This is a genomic window from Thermosynechococcus sp. PP555 (genome assembly GCF_031583225.1).
Classification (GTDB): Bacteria; Cyanobacteriota; Cyanobacteriia; order Thermosynechococcales; family Thermosynechococcaceae; genus Thermosynechococcus.
The window spans coordinates 1,486,777-1,504,253 of sequence record NZ_CP134168.1 but is presented as its reverse complement, the minus strand read 5'-3'; the positions used below and the strand labels follow the sequence as shown (position 1 = coordinate 1,504,253).

Sequence of the window (17,477 nt, the reverse complement as noted above, 5' to 3'; positions counted from 1 at the left end):
TAGCCCTAAACGCCTAAACCTCTGTGGAGGCTGCGATGGAAAGTAGTGCCGAACTCACCGCCTTGTTCGTCATCACCGTTGTCCTAGGCATTGGTGCCCAAGTGACTGCCCATTGGCTACGGCTGCCGAGTATTGTCCTGTTGTTACTGGCGGGTATTCTTTCAGGGCCGAGCGGCTTGGGGCTAGTCCATCCGGAAGTTTTAGGCGAAGGCCTAGAGGTGTTAGTGCCCCTGTGTGTGGCCTTGATTCTCTTTGAGGGGGGCTTGAGCTTAGACCTGAGCCGCGCTGACCAAGATATTACGGGTAGCCTCTGGAAGTTAGTGACGCTGGGGGGACTGGTGACGTTTGTGGCTGGCGCCATGGCCGCCCATTGGATTGGCGAGTTTCCGTGGCAACTGGCCTTTCTCTATGCGTCTGTGGTGGTGGTGACCGGGCCTACGGTGGTAGGGCCGCTGCTGCGTCAGGTGGGTGTAGAGCACAAATTGGCGGTCATTCTCGAGGGAGAAGGCGTGCTCATTGACCCCATTGGTGCCATTTTGGCGGTGATGGTGCTGAACGTAGTTCTCAATCAAGACCTCGGCATGGGGGCGATCGCCCTCGGGATTATTCAACGCTTGGCGGTGGGGGTCTTGATTGGTGGTATTGGTGGCTGGTGTCTCAATCGCTTCCTGCACCGCGCTTGGTTTTTGGCGGAAGATTTGCGGAACCTGTTGGTGCTGGCAGCGCTGTGGGGGCTATTTTGGCTCTCGGATCAACTGGTGAGCGAATCCGGCTTGATGATGGCGGTGGTTCTGGGGCTGGTACTGCGTTGGTCGGATGTGCCGGGGGGGCGGGTACTGCGGCGTTTCAAGGGTCAACTGAGTACGCTCTCGATCTCGGTCTTGTTTGTCCTGCTGGCTGCGGATCTCTCGATCGCTGGTCTATTGGAGCTAGGTTGGTCGGGGGTGTTCACGGTGTTGTGCTTAATGTTCCTGATTCGTCCCCTCGGCGTTGTCCTATGTACGTGGGGCAGTGATCTCAGTTGGCAACAAAAAGCCTTCCTCAGTTGGATTGCGCCGCGGGGAATTGTTGCGGCTTCAGTGGCTTCGCTATTTTCGATTACCCTCACCAATGCGGGAATTAGTGGGGGGGATGCCATTAAAGGACAAGTGTTCCTGACGATTTTGATGACGGTTTTCGGCCAAGGCCTAACGGCGCGCTGGGTGGCAACCCAACTGAATGTGCGTGCCCAAGGGGCTTCAGGGGTGATGATTGCTGGCTGTACGCCCTTGGGTCGTTTGTTGGCGCGGATCTTGCGCGATCGCGGCGAAGAGGTGGTGATGATTGACACCGATCCTGAGGCCGTTGAACAAGCCCGCCGTGAACATCTGCCCGTCTATCTCAGTAGTGCTCTTGACCTGAATATTTTGCAGGAGGCTGGTATTACTCAATTGGGCACCTATCTGGCTGTGACTAGTAATACTGAGGTGAATGCGGTGCTGGCACAGCGCGTCCTCGAAGAATTTCATCCGCCACGGGTCTTGGCCGCCCTTGAGGTAGAGGATTGTCCCTTGGGGTTGAGTCCAGCCTTTACCCCACAACTGTCGATCAAAAAATGGAATCAATATATCAATACTGAGGCAGTTCGTCTAGGGGAACTGGTGATTGAGGAGGAGCGATCGCAATTGCAACGCCAGCACCTTGACGCCTTGATCCGCTCTGGGAAAGTGCTTCCCCTGCTTGTGGAACGGCCAGAGGGATTGCGGGTGGTGCGAGCCAATGAAGAGTGGCAAGTGGGCGATCGCCTCATTTACCTGCTCCACAGCCCCAAACCCCACACCCTACCGGCGGCCTTAATTTCGGGCTGGCAAATGAATACCCAAGTGGAATCGGTTCTTGTCCCCAGTGAAGCCCCTACCCCCAAGGGAACCTAATCTCCGGCACTGCGTCCATAGGCATCAGCAGAGTCAACGATTGACGTGTTTTCCCAATCAAAATTGCTGAGGGGAATCCAAAACCCTCTCAGATAACTTGAATACCCTCTTACTTGGAGAGATTTGCTATGCAGAGCCTCGCACAGCGCAGCTTGGCTGTTTTGAGCTGCGGTTTAATGAGTTCTGGTACCCTTGCCCTTCTAGCGGCTGTTCCGGTGCAAGCCCAATCCCGTTTTACCGATACCCAAGGCATTTGGGCACAGGCCTGTATTGACCACTTGGCCAGTCGCAACATTATCAGCGGCTATCCCGATGGCACCTTTCGCCCCTTTGCCCCCGTCACCCGTGCTGAATATGCAGCCATGCTGGGGAAGGCGTTTCCCAATGCGCCTGTGGTGCGTGCCCCCAGTATGTTTAACGATGTCCCCAGCACATTTTGGGCAGCGAGTGCGATTCAAAATGCCACCCGTACTGGCTTCTTGAGTGGCTACCCCGGCAATGTGTTTCAGCCCAATCAAAATATTCCTCGCGTTCAGGCGATCGTGGCTCTAGCCAGTGGCTTGCAATATCCCACACCGCCTTCTGTGGAGGGGGTCTTAGGCCAGTTCAATGATGCGGCAGCAATTCCCGCTTATGGACGTGCGGGTGTGGCCGCTGCCACCGCTAAACAAGTGGTGGTGAACTATCCCAATGTGCAGTTCTTTGCGCCAAATCAACTGGCCACCCGTGCCGATATTGCCGCATTCCTCTGTCAGGCGACCCGTGCCCCCGGTGCCCAAGCCCTTGTGCCGACGCAGTACATTGCGGGTGTGGCTACCACCTCGCCTATTGCGCTCCCAGCCGGTCAGCAAATTCCGGCTCGTTTCCCCGATGCAGAGCGGATTGTCCTTAGCCCCAATGAAAGTGTTGCGATCCGCTTGGTGACGGCTGCCGATGTCCGCGATAGCCAAGGTCGTGTTGTGATTCCCGTGGGCAGTGAAATTTTTGGCCAGATCCAGCCCGCCCAAGGGGGGTCTCAATTTGTGGCCAATACGGTGGTGATCAATAATCGCCAACTCCCGATCGCTGCTAATTCCCAAGTAATTCGTACGATTCGCGATGCCCGTGATCCCAACATTGGCAATGTCTTCCGCAATGCGGCCATTGGTTCGGCGGTGGCTGCGGGGATTTCTGGCTTGGCGGGAGACCGCAGGATTACGCCCCTAAAAGTGCTCACGGGGACAGTGACGGGGGCAGCGATTGAAACCAACCAAGGACGGCCTGCCACCTCCATTATTCGCGATACGCTGATTGGTGCTGCTTTGGCCACGGGTGCTTCTGCAGTGATTGGCGATCGCAAGATTACGCCCGAAAAAGTGATTACCGGTGCAGCCGCCGGTGCCACCATTGGTGGTGCGATTGATCCAGCCGTGCAGCGACTAGTGGTGATTGATGCCAATACGGATTTGGGCTTGACCCTGACTCAACCCTTTACTGTCTCGCAATAGAGACTAGGCACGCGCTAACCCCAGCGATCGCGCGCAGTCCTCGACAGCCTTGGCCACTGCCGGTGCCACCCGTGGATCAAACACTGAGGGGATAATATAGGCTGAGTGCAGTTCCGAGGGACTGACCAAGGCCGCGATCGCTGCTGCTGCCGCGAGGAACATCTCCTCCGTCATGCGGGGTGCCCGACAGGCAAGGGTACCCTTAAACACCCCCGGAAAAGCGAGCACATTGTTGATTTGATTGGGATAGTCACTGCGGCCAGTGGCCACCACCGCCACATGGTCATAAATGAGTTCGGGTTGGATTTCCGGCACGGGATTGGCCATTGCAAAAACAATCGCTTTTGGAGCCATGCGCTGCACCATTTCCAATGTCAGGACGCCGGGGGCACTCAAGCCAATAAAGACATCGGCACCCTCTAGAGCATCAGCCAGCGTTCCTGTTTCAGCGACGGCAAATTCCTGCTGTGCTGGTGTTTGTGCTTTGTCTTTTGAGAGGATGCCTTGGCGGTTGCAGAGGGTTAGATGGTGGGCGCCGGCTTTGCGCAGGAGCTTGGCCACGGCGATGCCGGCTGCCCCCGCCCCGTTAATGACAATGCGCACCGTATCTAAGGATTTAGCCACTAGTTGCAGGGCATTTTTAAGGGCGGCAAGGGTGACAATGGCCGTGCCGTGCTGGTCATCGTGAAACACAGGGATATCCAATTCCGCTTGCAGACGGGCTTCGATTTCAAAGCAGCGGGGGGCGCTAATATCCTCTAGATTGATGCCACCAAAGACGGGGGCGATGCGCTTGACGGTGGCGACGATTTCATCCACCTCCTGTGTGCTCAAGCAGATGGGAAAGGCGTCCAGACCGGCAAATTCCTGAAAGAGCATGGCCTTGCCCTCCATCACCGGTAGAGCAGCCTCTGGGCCGATATTGCCTAATCCCAAGACTGCACTGCCATCACTGACAATGGCCACCGTATGGCTTTTGATCGTCAGTTTGTGCACCAATTGAGGATCGTCAGCGATCGCTTGGGATACCCGACCGACACCCGGCGTATAGGCCATCGCCAGATCGTCGTATTCCTGAAGGGGATGCTTGCTTCTAACGGTGATTTTGCCCCCCTCATGGAGCCGAAAGGTGCGATCGCTTACCTCTAGCACCGTGGCTTGGGTGTCAGATTTCACAGCATTGACAATGGCCGCAGCATGATCGCGGCTGGCAGCCACCACCACCAGTTCCCGTAGGATTTTATTAGCGGTTTTCTCGATCAGGGTGATGGAACCCACTTGCCCCTGTTGCCCACCAATGATCTGGAGAACGGTTCCCAATTCCGTTGGATCTAAGGAAGTCTTCAATCGCAGCGTCAGACTATAGGCAGGCGTCGGGGTCAACTTAACCATTCAGACTTAACCAAAAGTTAACGGCAAAAGGTACCGTCTGATGATAGCACCTCTGCCTAGCTTCCGGTTTGGGTGGCAATGGGCAGCGGCTCGGCTTTGCAGGCGGCCAAAATGGCGCGATCGCTAGCACTAATACGACGCAAACTATAGAAACTGGGTAAATCAATTTCTGCTTGGTAGGGTTCCTCCTCATAGGTGGGTAGAACCGTCACCTGCAACTGGCGATCGCCCACGGTACCCCGAAAACAATCAAAGGAGGAATTGGGCATGTAAAACGCCCCATAGACCTTCTGATCTTTGACTTCAAAGACAATATAGCTATGACCCACCTGTTGGGGTTGGGGCGACTCGCCAAGGAGATACAGGCCATTGACCAATGGAGATTGATTTTGTCGTGCCAAGAGCGGTTGAGCGATCGCCAGCCCATTGGTGAACCCAAGGGTAACAACTCCCAATACAACTGAAAGTAACCAACCCAAACGTGCCAACGAAATCATTCTATTTCCCTACCTGAAACGCGAAGTGGCCTAAACCAGCGTTTTGAAGCGTCAACCGTAGCGAAGGGCGGTGTCGTTACGCTGATACTTCGATCCTGACAGGTGAATAGCCGTTTTTCGTTGGAACTATGCCAGTAGTGGCACAGGCACAAATTGACCCCTAAAGAGGATAGTCCTTGCTAGCGTTCCCATTTAGTCCACTGCCTTGAAGGGAAGGGAGTTTATACCATTATTTGCTGAGCAGTAGAAGATGGCAGATTGTTTGAGTTCGCTGGATGAACAGAGTTCAAGCGACAAGAAGCGATATCCTATACCAGCTCTTTGCAACCATGAAACCGATGCCCGACAGCAGGAACGCTTGCAGATGCTCTACTGGCTGAAGCAAGGACTTGTCCACAGCCGCCCACAAAGCTCGCTCTCCATCAATTCGTTGGCCTCGCGCTGACCACCCTACTCACACTCCACTCGAGAGTCAAACCCCGTCTCATCGATAGACACCAGTGTTTCCTCTCCATGAATCTCTACCCATTGATACGCTTGTCGTTCTTGGTAACACATCTGTTTTTTTTTCGGGTGATGCCCATCCGGTTGAGGGCGTAACTAATGGTGGAAACTTCGACACCAAATCGCTGAGCACGGTCGATCAGTAACGCCGCGCTATGCTACAGTATGGGCAAGACGTGCTGCAATTTTTGCCTGCCGCCACTGTCCCTAGCGCTGCTGCTTGGACATTATTCGCCAGTGCCATTACCTTTTTTACTTCTGCCTTTGCTGCACCGCGTACTTGTGCGGAGCTATTGATCTAGTCTGGCTTAGGATTTAAAGGCATTCAATCGTAGGACTTTGTATGACTGACCACACTACATCGGCATCCATCGTAACAAAGCAAATACCTAAGGTTAGTATTGGTATGCCGGTCTACAATGGTGCTAAATTCATCCGCGAGGCGCTTGACTCATTATTAGCGCAAACCTTCACCGACTTTGAATTGATCATTTCAGATAACGCCTCAACCGATGAAACAGAAGCCATCTGTCGGGAGTATGCCGCTAAGGATAAACGGATTCGCTACGTGCGGCAAGCGCAGAACCTAGGTGCCGTGGCTAATTTCAAATATGTGTTGGATGAGGCGAGGGGAGAATATTTTATGTGGGCAGCGGCAGATGATAAGTGGGATCCCAAATGGATAGAGATACTTTTGCCTATCTCTGCTCGCACTCAATGTATTGCTTTTGGCACGTTACAAACCATCGATAGCAGTGGCAATCCAATCCGACATCCTGCCAATAGACGAAATTTCAGCTATACAGGATCAATACTCAGTCGAAGATTGAAATACTACTTAGAGCCGGGCTTCTTGGGTAAAGCAAACCCAATTTATGGTATTTATCCAAAGAATCTTTTAAATTCAGATATACTTAACATCCTAGCATCACCTGAAACACACACGGCAGGCACAGATATGCTTTTTATGTATGTATTGCTCGCGCAGACTGAAATCAAAGCAAATCAAGAAGTGTTATTGTATAAACGCATCCATGATGACTGCTTAGGCGGTGGTATTCGGAGAAGCACCAAGAATAGAAATCTTGCCTACAAAATATGGGCATTCTTTTGCTCAACAGTAGTATCGCAATATCAAAATCTAAAAGACTACTGGTCATTAAGCACCAGTTTTGAACGAGCCGTTTACATTGCATTTTTATTGTTGCCACTTGGTTCGGCATACAGCACAGCCGAGCAGATCAAGAATATACTTCGATTCGCTGCAAAATGAATCCCGCGATCCTCGCTCGGCAACTGGGCATGGCCGCTGGGCTATGTATATGCGCTCCTCGGCTTGGCCTATTTCAAACTTCGGGCTAATAAGAAAGCGGACGACTGGCATGCTTTGGCTGGCACTGTATAGCGGTGAAGAAAGCATGAATGAGAAGCAAAGTCGGCGCTGGTGAGGCGGAACTAAAGCTAGCAAAACTGACTGAGTTTCAAGAAGGTACAAAGGAACACTATGATTAAAAATTTCATTAAAGCAATTGTCGAGCTCTTTCCTTATTCGGCTCGCATAACCCCTTGGGGCTTTTCTTTGGCTGGGCACGCTGCTATGGCGGCGGGAAGTTTCGAGCCGGAAGAAACGAAGGTTGTTCGGAAGTTGCTCGCGGATGTGGATGTGCTGGTGAATGTCGGTGCCAATGTGGGCTATTACTGCTGCCATGCGCTAAGTATGGGCAAGTCGGTCATCGCAGTAGAGCCTAATACACGGAACTTGCATTATCTGCTGAAAAACATCAAAAACAACGGCTGGGAAAAGAAAGCCGAGGTGTTTCCGGTCGCAATGGGTAGTGGGACGGACATTCTGCCGATGTGGGGAGGGGGCACAGGAGCATCCCTAATCAAGGGCTGGGCGGCGACCCCTGAAAGATATGTAACGCAGGTACCGGTTTTGAGCCTCGATCGTGTGCTTGGCGACACCCTGCGCGGCAAGTCAGCGCTGATACTGGTGGATGTAGAAGGTGCTGAGTGGATGATGTTACAAGGGGCAAAAAGAGCCTTGATGAATGAGCCGCGCCCCATCTGGATGATGGAGATATGCTTCGCAGAACATCAGCCCGCAGGTGTTGCTATGAACCCTCATTTTAAAGAGACTTTTGGTATTTTTTTCGAGTGTGGGTATCGGGCTTTTACTGCGGATTCGACAGCGCTAGAGATTACGCCGGCGATGGTGGATGAAGTTGTTGTGGGGCATAGAAAGCTTGAAACGCATAATTTCATTTTTCGATAACTGTTTTCTGAGCACCTGAGTTCCGAATAATTCTTCATTTATCGTAATTATGGGCTCTTTACTGTAGGTGGGGGTAAGGAGTGGTTAGGTAACAGTGAAATAGTACTAAGGTGTTGTTTCAGATCATGGGTATCAGTGTTAGAAAAAGCGTTAATCGGATAGCGAGGTTTTTTCATTGATCATCAGTCATATCATTGGCGGCCTTGGCAACCAGATGTTTCAATATGCTGCTGGGCGTGCTCTTTCTATTCTTCGCGGTGTGCCGTTGCGTCTGGATATAGGCGGTTTTACCAGCTATGACCTGCATCAAGGTTTCGAGCTAGAGCGGGTGTTCTCTTGTCCTGTGACGCTGGCGGAGCTACAAGATGTACATGCCGTGCTAGGTTAGCAGTTGTCAAGGCTGGCTCGCTGATTATTCACGCATCGAGCGCTGCGTTTTTTGCGGAATCGCCATTTCGTGATAGAGCCGCATTTCCATTATTGGCCGGGTATCCGCAATGTGCCGCTGCCAATTTATTTGATGGGCTACTGGCAATCGGAGCTCTATTTTGCGGATGTGACGCAGATCATCCGCAATGATTTCACTTTCCGTCAACCTCTCTCCGGTCGCAATCAGGAACTGGCTGAGGAGATCAGCGCAGTCAATGCAGTGAGCCTGCATGTTCGTCGGGGTGACTACGCCAAGAATCCAAAGACAAAGGCGGTACACAGACTCTGCCCGCTGTCCTATTACGAAGCGGCGATTCGCTACATCGCCGAGCGTGTTGAAGAGCCGCACTTTTTCGTTTTTTCAGATGATATCGCCAACAGCACCTTCAGCTAGTGGGGGGCGTGGTTGAATCCGCGGCCGCACAAAATCGTCATCGCGCCCAAGCGTTGGTTCAATGTGGATTATTTCGATACGCGCGATCTGTATTGTCCTAGATGGATTGTGTTATGAGTTCGCAAAAGTCAGGCAAAGAACCGTTTGTGTCGGTTTTGATGCCTGTGTTTAATGCTGAACCCTATGTTGGCGAGGTGATTGAATCGATACCAGCTTCAGCATCCGCGGCGAGCCCATCGTGTAGAATTACCAGAAGATGCCTTCCGCTGTTTCATGGGCGTCGAACTTGACCTCTTGGCCGTGGGCAACTGCTTGTTACGCAAGCAAAACCAAGACCCCGTCAAGGCGGATTACAAGAACTGCTTTGAGCTGGATTGAGCTATGAATCCACGCACTGCTCCTCTTCTGGAGGCTATCGAACATCAAAATTGCTAATACGTCGATTGTTGCACTCTCACTGTTGCTTGCCCTAGGGATGGGTGAAATTCTCTTGCCTGTGGTCGGCTTCAGCTATCCCAACTTCTATCGCTCCGATATCCACACAGGCGGTGCCTTGCCGCTGAGCGCGGAGGGCTGGTGGCAGGAAGAAGGCCGCGCTTTATGGGCATCAAGGGGCAGGGCATGCGCGATAACCGCGAGATTGAGGTCAACAAACCCAAAGGGGTGTATCGCATCGTGTAGGGAAACAACCATGCAGATTCAAGCTAGGGTACTACTAACCAAGGGCAACCGCTGAAGAAAACAGTTCGATCTATGAAAGCCGTCATCCTTGCTGGGGGGCTCGGAACCCGCATCTCCGAAGAGACACATCTTAAGCCTAAGCCGATGGTCGAGATCGGTGGCAAGCCCATCCTGTGGCATATCATGAAGCTCTACTCGGCTCATGGGGTAAACGACTTTGTCATCTGCTGCGGCTATAAGGGTTACGTGATCAAGGAGTATTTTGCAAATTACTTTCTTCACATGTCGGACGTCACCTTCGACATGATCCATAATCGGATGGAAGTGCATGAGCAGAAGGCCGAGCCTTGGCGGGTGACGCTCGTGGATACCGGAGAAGAAACCCTCACCGGCGGGCGCCTGAAGCGGGTGGCTGGCTATGTTGCCGAGGAAGAAGCCTTCTGTTTCACCTATGGAGACGGCCTAGCTGATATCGACATCAAAGCCGAAATCACCTTTCACCGTACCCATGGTCGGCTGGCGACGGTCGCTGCTGTACAGCCGCCGGGCCGATACGGGGCGCTGGCACGCGAGGGCGATGCGGTGTGTGGGTTTTTGGAAAAGCCGCGCGGGGATGGCGGCTGGATCAACGGCGGTTTCTTCGTGCTCTCGCCGCAGGTGCTGGATTACATCGAGGGCGACGAGACCAGTTGGGAAGCGGGTACGCTGCCCCGCCTTGCGGCCGCCGATCAATTGCGCGCCTTTGAACATAAAGGCTTCTGGCAGCCCATGGATACGCTGCGCGACAAGAATGCCCTAGAAGCCCTTTGGACATCTGGCAAGGCGCCTTGGAAGGTGTGGTGATGGACACTCGCTTTTGGCGCGGCAAACGGGTGCTCGTGACTGGCCATACTGGTTTCAAGGGGGGTTGGCTGACGCTTTGGCTTGAGCATCTTGGCGCGCGGCTGTGTGGGATCGCACTGCCACCGGCGACCCAGCCGAATCTGTTTGAACTCGCACAAGTCGGCGCGGGGATGGAAAGCTATTTTGCCGACATCCGTGATGCCGCTGCGCTTGCCGCCCGCATCGGCAGCTTTGCGCCTGAGATCGTCTTTCACCTTGCTGCCCAGCCTCTGGTGCGTGCCAGCTACCGCGAGCCGCTTGCGACCTGGGCGAGCAACCTGATGGGCACTGTGCACCTGCTGGATGTGCTACGGCAGGTCGATTCGGTGCGCGTGGCGGTGGTCGTCACCACCGACAAGGTCTATCGCAACCGCGAGTGGCCGTATCCTTATCGTGAGGAGGATCCCTTGGGCGGGCATGATCCCTACAGTGCCAGCAAAGCTGCGAGCGAACTGGCCATCGCAAGCTATCGCGCAGCTTTTTTTGAAGCGCAAGGCGTGGCGGTTGCCTCAGCGCGCGCGGGCAATGTGATCGGAGGCGGCGACTGGGCGGAGGATCGGCTAATTCCCGATGCTATCCGCGCTTGGCAGGCCGGCCAGCCACTTAGGCTACGCTGCCCCAATGCTATCCGCCCTTGGCAGCATGTCCTCGATCCCCTTTACGGCTATCTCACCCTTGCTGAGCGGCTGTGGCAGCGGCCAGAGCTTGCTGACGCCTATAACTTTGGCCCCTTGCCCCATGAAGTGGCAACGGTTCAGGAAGTGGCGGAACTCGCCCGCCAAGCCTACGGCGCCGGTGAGATCATCGCCGAAGCCGGCGTTGATGGGCTCCGTGAAACAGGCACCCTAACGCTCGAGACCGCCAAGAGCCGCGAGGTGCTTGGCCTCCTGCCGAGATGGTCGCTTGCCGAAGCGGTTTCCCGCACCATGGCTTGGTATCGCGCCGTTTATCAGGGGAGGGATGCACGCGCACTGTGCTTCGAGGAAATCGCGGCGTTCCTCGACCATGAGCCAGCCCACTGCGGTAAAGTTTCTGGAGTGTCATCGTGAAGCGTTTTTCGTTTACCCCGCTGCCCCTTGCAGACCTTGTGCTCATCGAACGCCACCCGGTCGAAGATGCGCGTGGCTATTTTGAACGCTTGTTTTGCTGTACGGAATTGGCGGAAGTGTTGAACGGCAAACCGATCGCGCAAATTAACCACTCCTATACGGCGCATCGCGGCGTGGTAAGGGGGCTCCATTTCCAATACCCGCCTCATGCGGAGACCAAGTTCGTTTCCTGCCTACGCGGCGAAGTGTTCGATGTCGCGGTGGATCTGCGGCACGGCTCGCCGACCTTTCTTGCTTGGCATGGCGAGCTGTTGAGCGCCGCCAACCGCAAAACGCTCGCGATTCCCGAAGGTTTTGCCCACGGCTTCCAAACGTTGAGCGATGAGTGCGAACTCCTCTATTTCCACACTGCGCCCTATCAGCCGACGGCCGAAGGGGGGCTGCACCCTCAGGATCCCTGTTTGGGAATCGCTTGGCCGCTACCGGTGGCGCAACTGTCTCCACGCGACGCGGCTCACCCTTTTGTGGATGACTGTTTTGCGGGGATTACCTTATGAAATGCCGTCACTGCGCTGCGCCCGTAACGCTTGACCTAGTTGACTTGGGCACGGCGCCGCCATCGAATGCCTACCTGAGCGCGGAGAAACTGCACGCGCCGGAGTCATGGTATCCGCTGCGGGTGCGTGTCTGCGAACGGTGCTGGCTGGTGCAGACGGAGGATTTCGCCCGCGCTGAGGAACTCTTCACCGCCAACTATGCCTACTTCAGCGGCTTCTCCGCCGCTTGGCATGCCCACTGCCGCCAGTTGGTCGCCGCGATGACCGAGCGCTTTGGCCTAGGGTCGCACAGCTACGTGATCGAAGTCGCAGCCAACGACGGCACGCTGCTTGACTACGTCCAAGAGCGTGGCATCCCCTGCACCGGCATCGAGCCCACTGCCAGCACCGCCGCCGCCGCCCGCGCCAAGGGGCATACCGTCATCCAAGCCTTCTTCGGGCGTGCCCTAGCTGAGGAACTCGTGGCGGAGAGCCAAGCCGCCGACTGGATCGCTGCCAACAACGTGCTTGCGCACGTACCCGACATCAATGACTTCGTTGCTGGCTTCACTGTATTGCTCAAGCCCCAAGGCGTGGCCACCTTCGAGTTTCCCCACCTGTTGCGGCTGATCGAAGAAACCCAGTTCGATACCATGTACCACGAGCACTTCTCGTATCTTTCGCTCGGCACGGTCAGCCAGATTTTTGCGCACGCCGGTCTTACCGTCTTTGACGTCGAGGAGCTCCCCACCCACGGCGGCAGTCTGCGCGTCTTTGCCCAACACGCTGAGAGCGGACGCCACCCCCGCAGCCCGCGCGTCGCGGCACTGCTTGACCGTGAAGCCGCGGCTGGGCTCTTTTGCGCCGATACCTACGCCCGCTTCCAAGCAAGGGTGGACGCCCTCAAGAATGAGTTTCTCGCGTATCTGCTCGATGCCAAACGCAGCAGCAAACGCCTAGCCGCCTATGGCGCGGCCGCCAAAGGCAACACGCTGCTCAACTACGCCGGCGTGCGCCGGGATTTGCTTGCCTTCGTCGTGGACCGCAATCCAGCGAAACAGGGAAAATTCCTCCCCGGCAGCCGCATTCCGATCGTGGGCGAGGAGCATCTCAAAGCGGAGAAACCCGACATCATTGTCATTCTGCCGTGGAATTTGCGGGACGAAATCACCGCCCAGCTCGACTATGCCCGAACGTGGGGTGCCCGTTTCGTCACCGCAGTGCCGAGGTTGGAGGTCTGGCCATGACCATTGCCGTAACAGGAGCCTCGGGTTTTGTCGGCCGCGCGGTTCTGACCGAGCTGAGCCGCCGGGGTATTCATGCTGTGGTGACATCGCGTTCTGGCACTATTAAATCACCCATCGGTGAACACCACGTTGTGCCGATGGACATTCATATTGTGGAAGATGCCTACAATCATCTTGGTAAGCCCGATACTGTGATTCATTTAGCATGGCAAGGCTTGCCAAACTATTCTTCACTTCACCATTTTGAAACAGAACTTCCCGCTCAATACCGCTTCCTTAAGAGCCTCATTGAAGCAGGAACGAAAAAAGTTATCGTGACAGGAACATGTTTTGAATATGGTTTGCAATCAGGAATGCTAAGTGAGGATTTGCCAACTTCTCCTTGCACACCTTATGGATTTGCAAAAGATGCCCTGAGACAAAAGTTGGAATTCTTAAAATCTGAAAGGACTTTCTCACTCGTCTGGGCGCGCTTGTTCTACCTTTACGGTGAAGGTCAGGCAGAAAGCTCTCTCTATGCTCAGCTTCGCTCGGCTGTCTATCAGGAAGCAACGGTTTTCAACATGTCAGGTGGCGAACAGCTACGTGATTACCTCCCAGTCGAAAAAGCAGCGGAATACTTGGTTGCCCTAGCTCTTAGCAGTCAGGATGTTGGTGTAGTTAATGTCTGTTCTGGCCAGCCTATATCAGTACGTCGTCTCGTAGAGGAGTGGCTTCGCCATAACAATTGGCAAATCAGACTCAACCTCGGTTACTATCCTTACCCAGCATACGAGCCTCTAGCTTTTTGGGGCGACCGAAGGAAACTAGACTCTGTTCTAAAGGGGGTGTCATGAGCATGAAAGACTTGCGGGAGCTCTATCGCGCCGAGCAGCTACCGGTTTTGCAAAATGTTACTTTTCCAACAAGTGACGCTGCGCGTAATTGCCCAAAAGGAGATGTTGTCTTAGTTCAAGACCTGCATATTGGGCTTGTGTACAATTGTGCATTTCAGCCAAAGCTATTACAGTATGATGTAAACTATCAAAACGAGCAGGCTGTAAGTGGCACCTTTCGTTTGCATTTAGAAGTCGTGACGAAAATCATTCAACGCCATTTCACGGGGTGCAAACTCGTTGAAATCGGTTGCGGCAAGGGGTATTTCCTTGAACATTTGCGAAAAGCGGGGTTTTCCGTTACAGGCGTAGACCCGTCTTATCAAGGGAGTAGCCCCTACGTTATCAAAGCTTGCTTTACACCGGCACTGGGAATTCGCGCCGACGGCCTAATACTCCGCCATGTACTGGAGCATATACCTGAACCGTTAGTATTCTTGGAGGAACTTCGTGAATCCAACAAGGGAGGTACCGTCTATATTGAGGTGCCTTGTTTCGAATGGATTATGCAAAAACGTGCGTGGTTCGACATTTATTACGAACATGTAAATTATTTTAGACTCGATGATTTCATGCGCATTTTTGGCAGGGTTTATGAGGCAGGGCATTTCTTTTCAGGACAGTATTTGTATGTCGTAGCAGATCTTGGCTCATTACGCGACCCTTCCAGATTCCCAATCCAACCACTTAATTTCCCGTCCGACTTCTCAAGAGCCATCGATATTCTGGCGTCGCAGTTAAAAAAACGCCGCAATCAAAAAATAGTTTGGGGCGGAGCGTCCAAAGGTGTCATTTTCTGCGTTTTCATGGAACGGGCCGGTGTAAAAATAGACGCTGTTGTTGATATCAATCCGGCAAAACAAGGGAAGTATCTGCCTAGCTCGGGAATATATGTTCTTTCACCTACAGAACTGCTTACCAAGAGTCTTCGTGGAGTAGATATTTATGTGATGAACGGCAACTACCTTGATGAAGTGCGTAATATGACGTCTCACCAATTCAATTACTTTACGGCAGATCATGAGTGATTATCAGCAGGAAGTGAAGAGTAGAATGGCGTCCATCAGTGCTCATCAGGCGCTTGCAGATATGGCAAGGCAATTTTTTCTGGCCAGTTTGGAATCAAAGTATTCTTATAATTTTTCCTGGCTCGGCCGCCCTATCATCCAGTATCCGCAAGATATAGTGGCGATGCAGGAGCTGATCTGGCAAATCAAGCCGGACCTCATCATCGAAACCGGCATTGCCCATGGGGGGTCGCTGATCTTTTCCGCCTCCATGCTTGCGCTCCTCGACCTCTGCGAGGCCAGCGAAAAAGGAGAATTGCTCGATCCGCGACGCCCCAAGCGCAAGGTGCTAGGAGTCGATATCGAGATTCGACCACATAACCGCGCGGCGATCGAGGCCCACCCGCTGTTCCCACGTATCCAAATGATCGAGGGTTCCAGCATCGCGCCCGAGGTCATCCGGCAGGTGCATGAGGTGGCACGTAAGTATGAGCGGGTGTTGGTTTGTCTCGATTCCAATCATACCCATGCTCATGTGCTGGCCGAGCTCGAGGCCTACGCGCCGCTGGTGAGCGTCGGCAGCTATTGCGTGGTTTTCGATACCGTCATCGAGGACATGCCCCCGGGCAGTTTTCCAGACCGCCCCTGGGACAAGGGCAACAACCCGAAAACAGCGGTGTGGGAATATCTCAAGCAGCATCCGGAATTTGAAATCGACAAGAGCATTCCGCACAAGCTACTCATCACCGTCGCACCCGATGGGTATTTGAAAAGGAGGAAATAGTTGCATGGCGCAACCTTTAGTAAGTATAGGTTTACCCGTGCGCAATGGGGGGCCATTGCTGGATGAGGCGCTGGATCTGCTGCGGCGGCAGACATGTAAAAATATTGAAATCATCGTCTGAAGCCCGCTTGCGAACTCCGCTTGTCTTGGGCCTGCGCTCAAGCGGCGCAGCGGGCAAGCCGTATCGCTGGGTGCCCGATCAGCCGCTAGCGGGTATTTCTGATTGCCTATACCCAGAGGATCATGCATCACCTATACAGGTTAGCACCTAGGTGGATGCTTTGGACTTATCGCCGCTGGTTCAAACACCGGATCAGTCCGACGTGAACACAAGTTTGGCAAAGGGCGCACCCTGACGCGTGATATTGGCGATGAACATGCTGGGCACAGGAAGTATATAGCTACTCCAATCAAGAATGAGACATTATCCAGCACAATACTTGCGAATCACCTCATCAATCGAACTGTTTGACCCTGCATACATCCGCGCTCGCTTCAACGCACTAAAGTCGTGCTCAATCACATTCAAATCAGGAGAGTATTTCGGTAAAAATAACACCTCGTGACCCGCCGCTTTGACCGCTTCCTGAATCGCCCCTTTTGGATGAATCGGTGCATTATCCATCATCAACAACGACGGTCTCTTTAACGCTGGCAAACAGTACTGACTCAGCCAGCTCACAAACCCTAACGCATTCAAATATCCTGAAAACAGCATTGGGGCGATGAAGTCTTTCTGGTATCTATACCGTCCTGCGACTCAACTCTCTCTTTTCTTATGCTTCCCCGCTCGCTCTCCATCAATTCGTTGGCCTCGCGCTGACCACCCATACTCACACTCCACTCAAGAGTCAAACCCTGTCTCATCGATAGACACCAGTGTTTCCTCTCCATGAATCTCTACCCATTGATACGCTTGTCGTTCTTGGTAACACATCTGTTTTTTTTCGAGTGATGCCCCTTCGGTCGAGGGCGTAACTAATCGTGGAAACTTGTACGCCAAATCGCTAGGCACGGTCGATTAAACGGACATCAGGATGGGCAGCAACATCCGCTGCTAAGGCCGCCCAATCCAGTTTCCAAGGACGACGGGGGACAACCGTGGGCGCTAAGTCCTCTCGCTTCAGCCAGCGATGGATAGTGGCGCGGCTCACCTGAAAGATTTGAGTTGCTTCACTAATTTTGCCACCTTGCTGGATGTAGGAGACAAATCGCTCTCGTCAGTCCAAGCTATAGCTCATATTCTTGAGTAACATTCATGACGCTTTGAGTATAGCCTATCCCTCTTGAAAATATCTCACTCTCTTTCGAAATGACTATATCTTCAAATTGAATTGGTATAAGACTCAATCATGAACTTTTGTACAGGATCGTAACTAGGTTTGGCTATAAAGACTACAATAGAAGTGTAGGGAAGGCGACTGAATCCCCTACAACTCTAAACAGCTCCTCACGTTTTCTTATTACTTTTTTGCAGTTAATACCTTAGTATTCACCGTTCAAGACTCAAAGCCTCACGTTTCCA

18 protein-coding genes and 1 pseudogene are annotated in these 17,477 nt (G+C 53.4%); 15 read left to right on the top strand and 4 right to left on the bottom strand.

Annotated elements, in window-relative coordinates:
* Positions 1–35: 35 nt before the first annotated feature.
* Together RHH27_RS07320 and RHH27_RS07315 are read left to right on the top strand one after the other, a co-directional pair.
* Positions 36–1,913, top strand: coding sequence for a sodium:proton antiporter (locus RHH27_RS07320; protein ID WP_302677923.1), 1,878 nt, complete (start codon positions 36–38; stop codon positions 1,911–1,913).
* A gap of 128 nt (positions 1,914–2,041) precedes the next feature.
* Positions 2,042–3,400, top strand: a complete 1,359-nt coding sequence (locus RHH27_RS07315; RefSeq protein ID WP_206199579.1) for an S-layer homology domain-containing protein — start codon at positions 2,042–2,044, stop codon at positions 3,398–3,400.
* 3 nt (positions 3,401–3,403) lie between these two features.
* Here the strand turns inward: RHH27_RS07315 and RHH27_RS07310 are convergent, their stop codons facing one another.
* The 3 genes from RHH27_RS07310 to RHH27_RS13375 all read right to left on the bottom strand — a co-directional run bounded on the left by RHH27_RS07310 (position 3,404) and on the right by RHH27_RS13375 (position 5,894).
* Complete coding sequence (locus RHH27_RS07310; RefSeq protein WP_206199578.1) at positions 3,404–4,792, bottom strand: NAD-dependent malic enzyme; 1,389 nt, start codon at positions 4,790–4,792, stop codon at positions 3,404–3,406.
* A 56-nt stretch (positions 4,793–4,848) separates the two neighbouring features.
* Entirely contained in the window at positions 4,849–5,289 is a 441-nt protein-coding gene (locus RHH27_RS07305) for a hypothetical protein (protein WP_206199577.1), read from the bottom strand.
* Between the two features lie 521 nt (positions 5,290–5,810).
* The gene (locus RHH27_RS13375) at positions 5,811–5,894 is read right to left on the bottom strand and encodes a hypothetical protein (RefSeq protein WP_399373378.1); all 84 of its coding nucleotides are present in this window, start codon (positions 5,892–5,894) and stop codon (positions 5,811–5,813) included.
* Between the two features lie 54 nt (positions 5,895–5,948).
* On the opposite strand from RHH27_RS13375, the gene RHH27_RS07300 reads away from it, so the two are divergent.
* The 13 genes from RHH27_RS07300 to RHH27_RS07240 all read left to right on the top strand — a co-directional run bounded on the left by RHH27_RS07300 (position 5,949) and on the right by RHH27_RS07240 (position 16,073).
* On the top strand, positions 5,949–6,095 hold the full coding sequence (locus RHH27_RS07300; RefSeq protein WP_302677922.1) for a hypothetical protein: 147 nt from the start codon (positions 5,949–5,951) through the stop codon (positions 6,093–6,095).
* Between the two features lie 41 nt (positions 6,096–6,136).
* Complete coding sequence (locus RHH27_RS07295) at positions 6,137–7,066, top strand: glycosyltransferase (protein WP_302677921.1); 930 nt, start codon at positions 6,137–6,139, stop codon at positions 7,064–7,066.
* A 231-nt stretch (positions 7,067–7,297) separates the two neighbouring features.
* Positions 7,298–8,068, top strand: a complete 771-nt coding sequence (locus RHH27_RS07290; protein WP_302677920.1) for an FkbM family methyltransferase — start codon at positions 7,298–7,300, stop codon at positions 8,066–8,068.
* A 175-nt stretch (positions 8,069–8,243) separates the two neighbouring features.
* Positions 8,244–8,456, top strand: a complete 213-nt coding sequence (locus tag RHH27_RS07285) for a hypothetical protein (protein ID WP_302677919.1) — start codon at positions 8,244–8,246, stop codon at positions 8,454–8,456.
* A gap of 69 nt (positions 8,457–8,525) precedes the next feature.
* Positions 8,526–8,891 carry an alpha-1,2-fucosyltransferase gene (locus RHH27_RS07280; protein ID WP_302677918.1) on the top strand — a complete coding sequence of 122 codons (366 nt, stop codon included), beginning with the start codon at positions 8,526–8,528 and terminating at the stop codon, positions 8,889–8,891.
* Between the two features lie 753 nt (positions 8,892–9,644).
* Positions 9,645–10,415: a glucose-1-phosphate cytidylyltransferase gene (gene rfbF / locus RHH27_RS07275; protein WP_302677917.1), complete on the top strand. Its 771-nt coding sequence runs from the start codon at positions 9,645–9,647 to the stop codon at positions 10,413–10,415.
* On the top strand, positions 10,415–11,503 hold the full coding sequence (gene rfbG, locus RHH27_RS07270; RefSeq protein ID WP_315862925.1) for a CDP-glucose 4,6-dehydratase: 1,089 nt from the start codon (positions 10,415–10,417) through the stop codon (positions 11,501–11,503). The genes rfbF and rfbG overlap by 1 nt, the downstream gene beginning before the upstream one ends.
* The gene (gene rfbC, locus RHH27_RS07265; RefSeq protein ID WP_302677915.1) at positions 11,500–12,060 is read left to right on the top strand and encodes a dTDP-4-dehydrorhamnose 3,5-epimerase; all 561 of its coding nucleotides are present in this window, start codon (positions 11,500–11,502) and stop codon (positions 12,058–12,060) included. The genes rfbG and rfbC overlap by 4 nt, the downstream gene beginning before the upstream one ends.
* Complete coding sequence (locus RHH27_RS07260; RefSeq protein WP_315862883.1) at positions 12,057–13,286, top strand: class I SAM-dependent methyltransferase; 1,230 nt, start codon at positions 12,057–12,059, stop codon at positions 13,284–13,286. Before rfbC ends, RHH27_RS07260 begins: the two co-directional genes overlap by 4 nt.
* The gene (locus RHH27_RS07255) at positions 13,283–14,122 is read left to right on the top strand and encodes an NAD(P)-dependent oxidoreductase (protein ID WP_302677913.1); all 840 of its coding nucleotides are present in this window, start codon (positions 13,283–13,285) and stop codon (positions 14,120–14,122) included. Before RHH27_RS07260 ends, RHH27_RS07255 begins: the two co-directional genes overlap by 4 nt.
* Positions 14,123–14,124: 2 nt before the next feature.
* On the top strand, positions 14,125–15,189 hold the full coding sequence (locus RHH27_RS07250; RefSeq protein ID WP_302677912.1) for a class I SAM-dependent methyltransferase: 1,065 nt from the start codon (positions 14,125–14,127) through the stop codon (positions 15,187–15,189).
* Entirely contained in the window at positions 15,182–15,952 is a 771-nt protein-coding gene (locus RHH27_RS07245) for a cephalosporin hydroxylase family protein (RefSeq protein ID WP_302677911.1), read from the top strand. Before RHH27_RS07250 ends, RHH27_RS07245 begins: the two co-directional genes overlap by 8 nt.
* 4 nt (positions 15,953–15,956) lie before the next feature.
* The gene (locus RHH27_RS07240) at positions 15,957–16,073 is read left to right on the top strand and encodes a glycosyltransferase (RefSeq protein WP_302677910.1); all 117 of its coding nucleotides are present in this window, start codon (positions 15,957–15,959) and stop codon (positions 16,071–16,073) included.
* 303 nt (positions 16,074–16,376) lie between these two features.
* On the opposite strand, the pseudogene RHH27_RS07235 reads toward RHH27_RS07240, so the two are convergent.
* Positions 16,377–17,151, bottom strand: a pseudogene (locus RHH27_RS07235) (transposase).
* Between the last annotated feature and the right edge of the window lie 326 nt (positions 17,152–17,477).

What these genes read in the sequence shown, in the direction of transcription:
- rfbF (WP_302677917.1), top strand. Translation starts at nt 9,645, where the DNA reads ATGAAAGCCGTCATCCTTGCTGGGGGGCTCGGAACCCGCATCTCCGAA.
- RHH27_RS07250 (WP_302677912.1), top strand. Translation starts at nt 14,125, where the DNA reads ATGAAAGACTTGCGGGAGCTCTATCGCGCCGAGCAGCTACCGGTTTTG.
- RHH27_RS07290 (WP_302677920.1), top strand. Translation starts at nt 7,298, where the DNA reads ATGATTAAAAATTTCATTAAAGCAATTGTCGAGCTCTTTCCTTATTCG.
- RHH27_RS07255 (WP_302677913.1), top strand. Translation starts at nt 13,283, where the DNA reads ATGACCATTGCCGTAACAGGAGCCTCGGGTTTTGTCGGCCGCGCGGTT.
- RHH27_RS07260 (WP_315862883.1), top strand. Translation starts at nt 12,057, where the DNA reads ATGAAATGCCGTCACTGCGCTGCGCCCGTAACGCTTGACCTAGTTGAC.
- RHH27_RS07245 (WP_302677911.1), top strand. Translation starts at nt 15,182, where the DNA reads ATGAGTGATTATCAGCAGGAAGTGAAGAGTAGAATGGCGTCCATCAGT.
- rfbG (WP_315862925.1), top strand. Translation starts at nt 10,415, where the DNA reads ATGGACACTCGCTTTTGGCGCGGCAAACGGGTGCTCGTGACTGGCCAT.
- RHH27_RS07300 (WP_302677922.1), top strand. Translation starts at nt 5,949, where the DNA reads ATGCTACAGTATGGGCAAGACGTGCTGCAATTTTTGCCTGCCGCCACT.
- RHH27_RS07310 (WP_206199578.1), bottom strand. Translation starts at nt 4,792, where the DNA reads ATGGTTAAGTTGACCCCGACGCCTGCCTATAGTCTGACGCTGCGATTG.
- RHH27_RS07315 (WP_206199579.1), top strand. Translation starts at nt 2,042, where the DNA reads ATGCAGAGCCTCGCACAGCGCAGCTTGGCTGTTTTGAGCTGCGGTTTA.
- RHH27_RS07305 (WP_206199577.1), bottom strand. Translation starts at nt 5,289, where the DNA reads ATGATTTCGTTGGCACGTTTGGGTTGGTTACTTTCAGTTGTATTGGGA.
- RHH27_RS07240 (WP_302677910.1), top strand. Translation starts at nt 15,957, where the DNA reads ATGGCGCAACCTTTAGTAAGTATAGGTTTACCCGTGCGCAATGGGGGG.
- RHH27_RS07320 (WP_302677923.1), top strand. Translation starts at nt 36, where the DNA reads ATGGAAAGTAGTGCCGAACTCACCGCCTTGTTCGTCATCACCGTTGTC.
- RHH27_RS07295 (WP_302677921.1), top strand. Translation starts at nt 6,137, where the DNA reads ATGACTGACCACACTACATCGGCATCCATCGTAACAAAGCAAATACCT.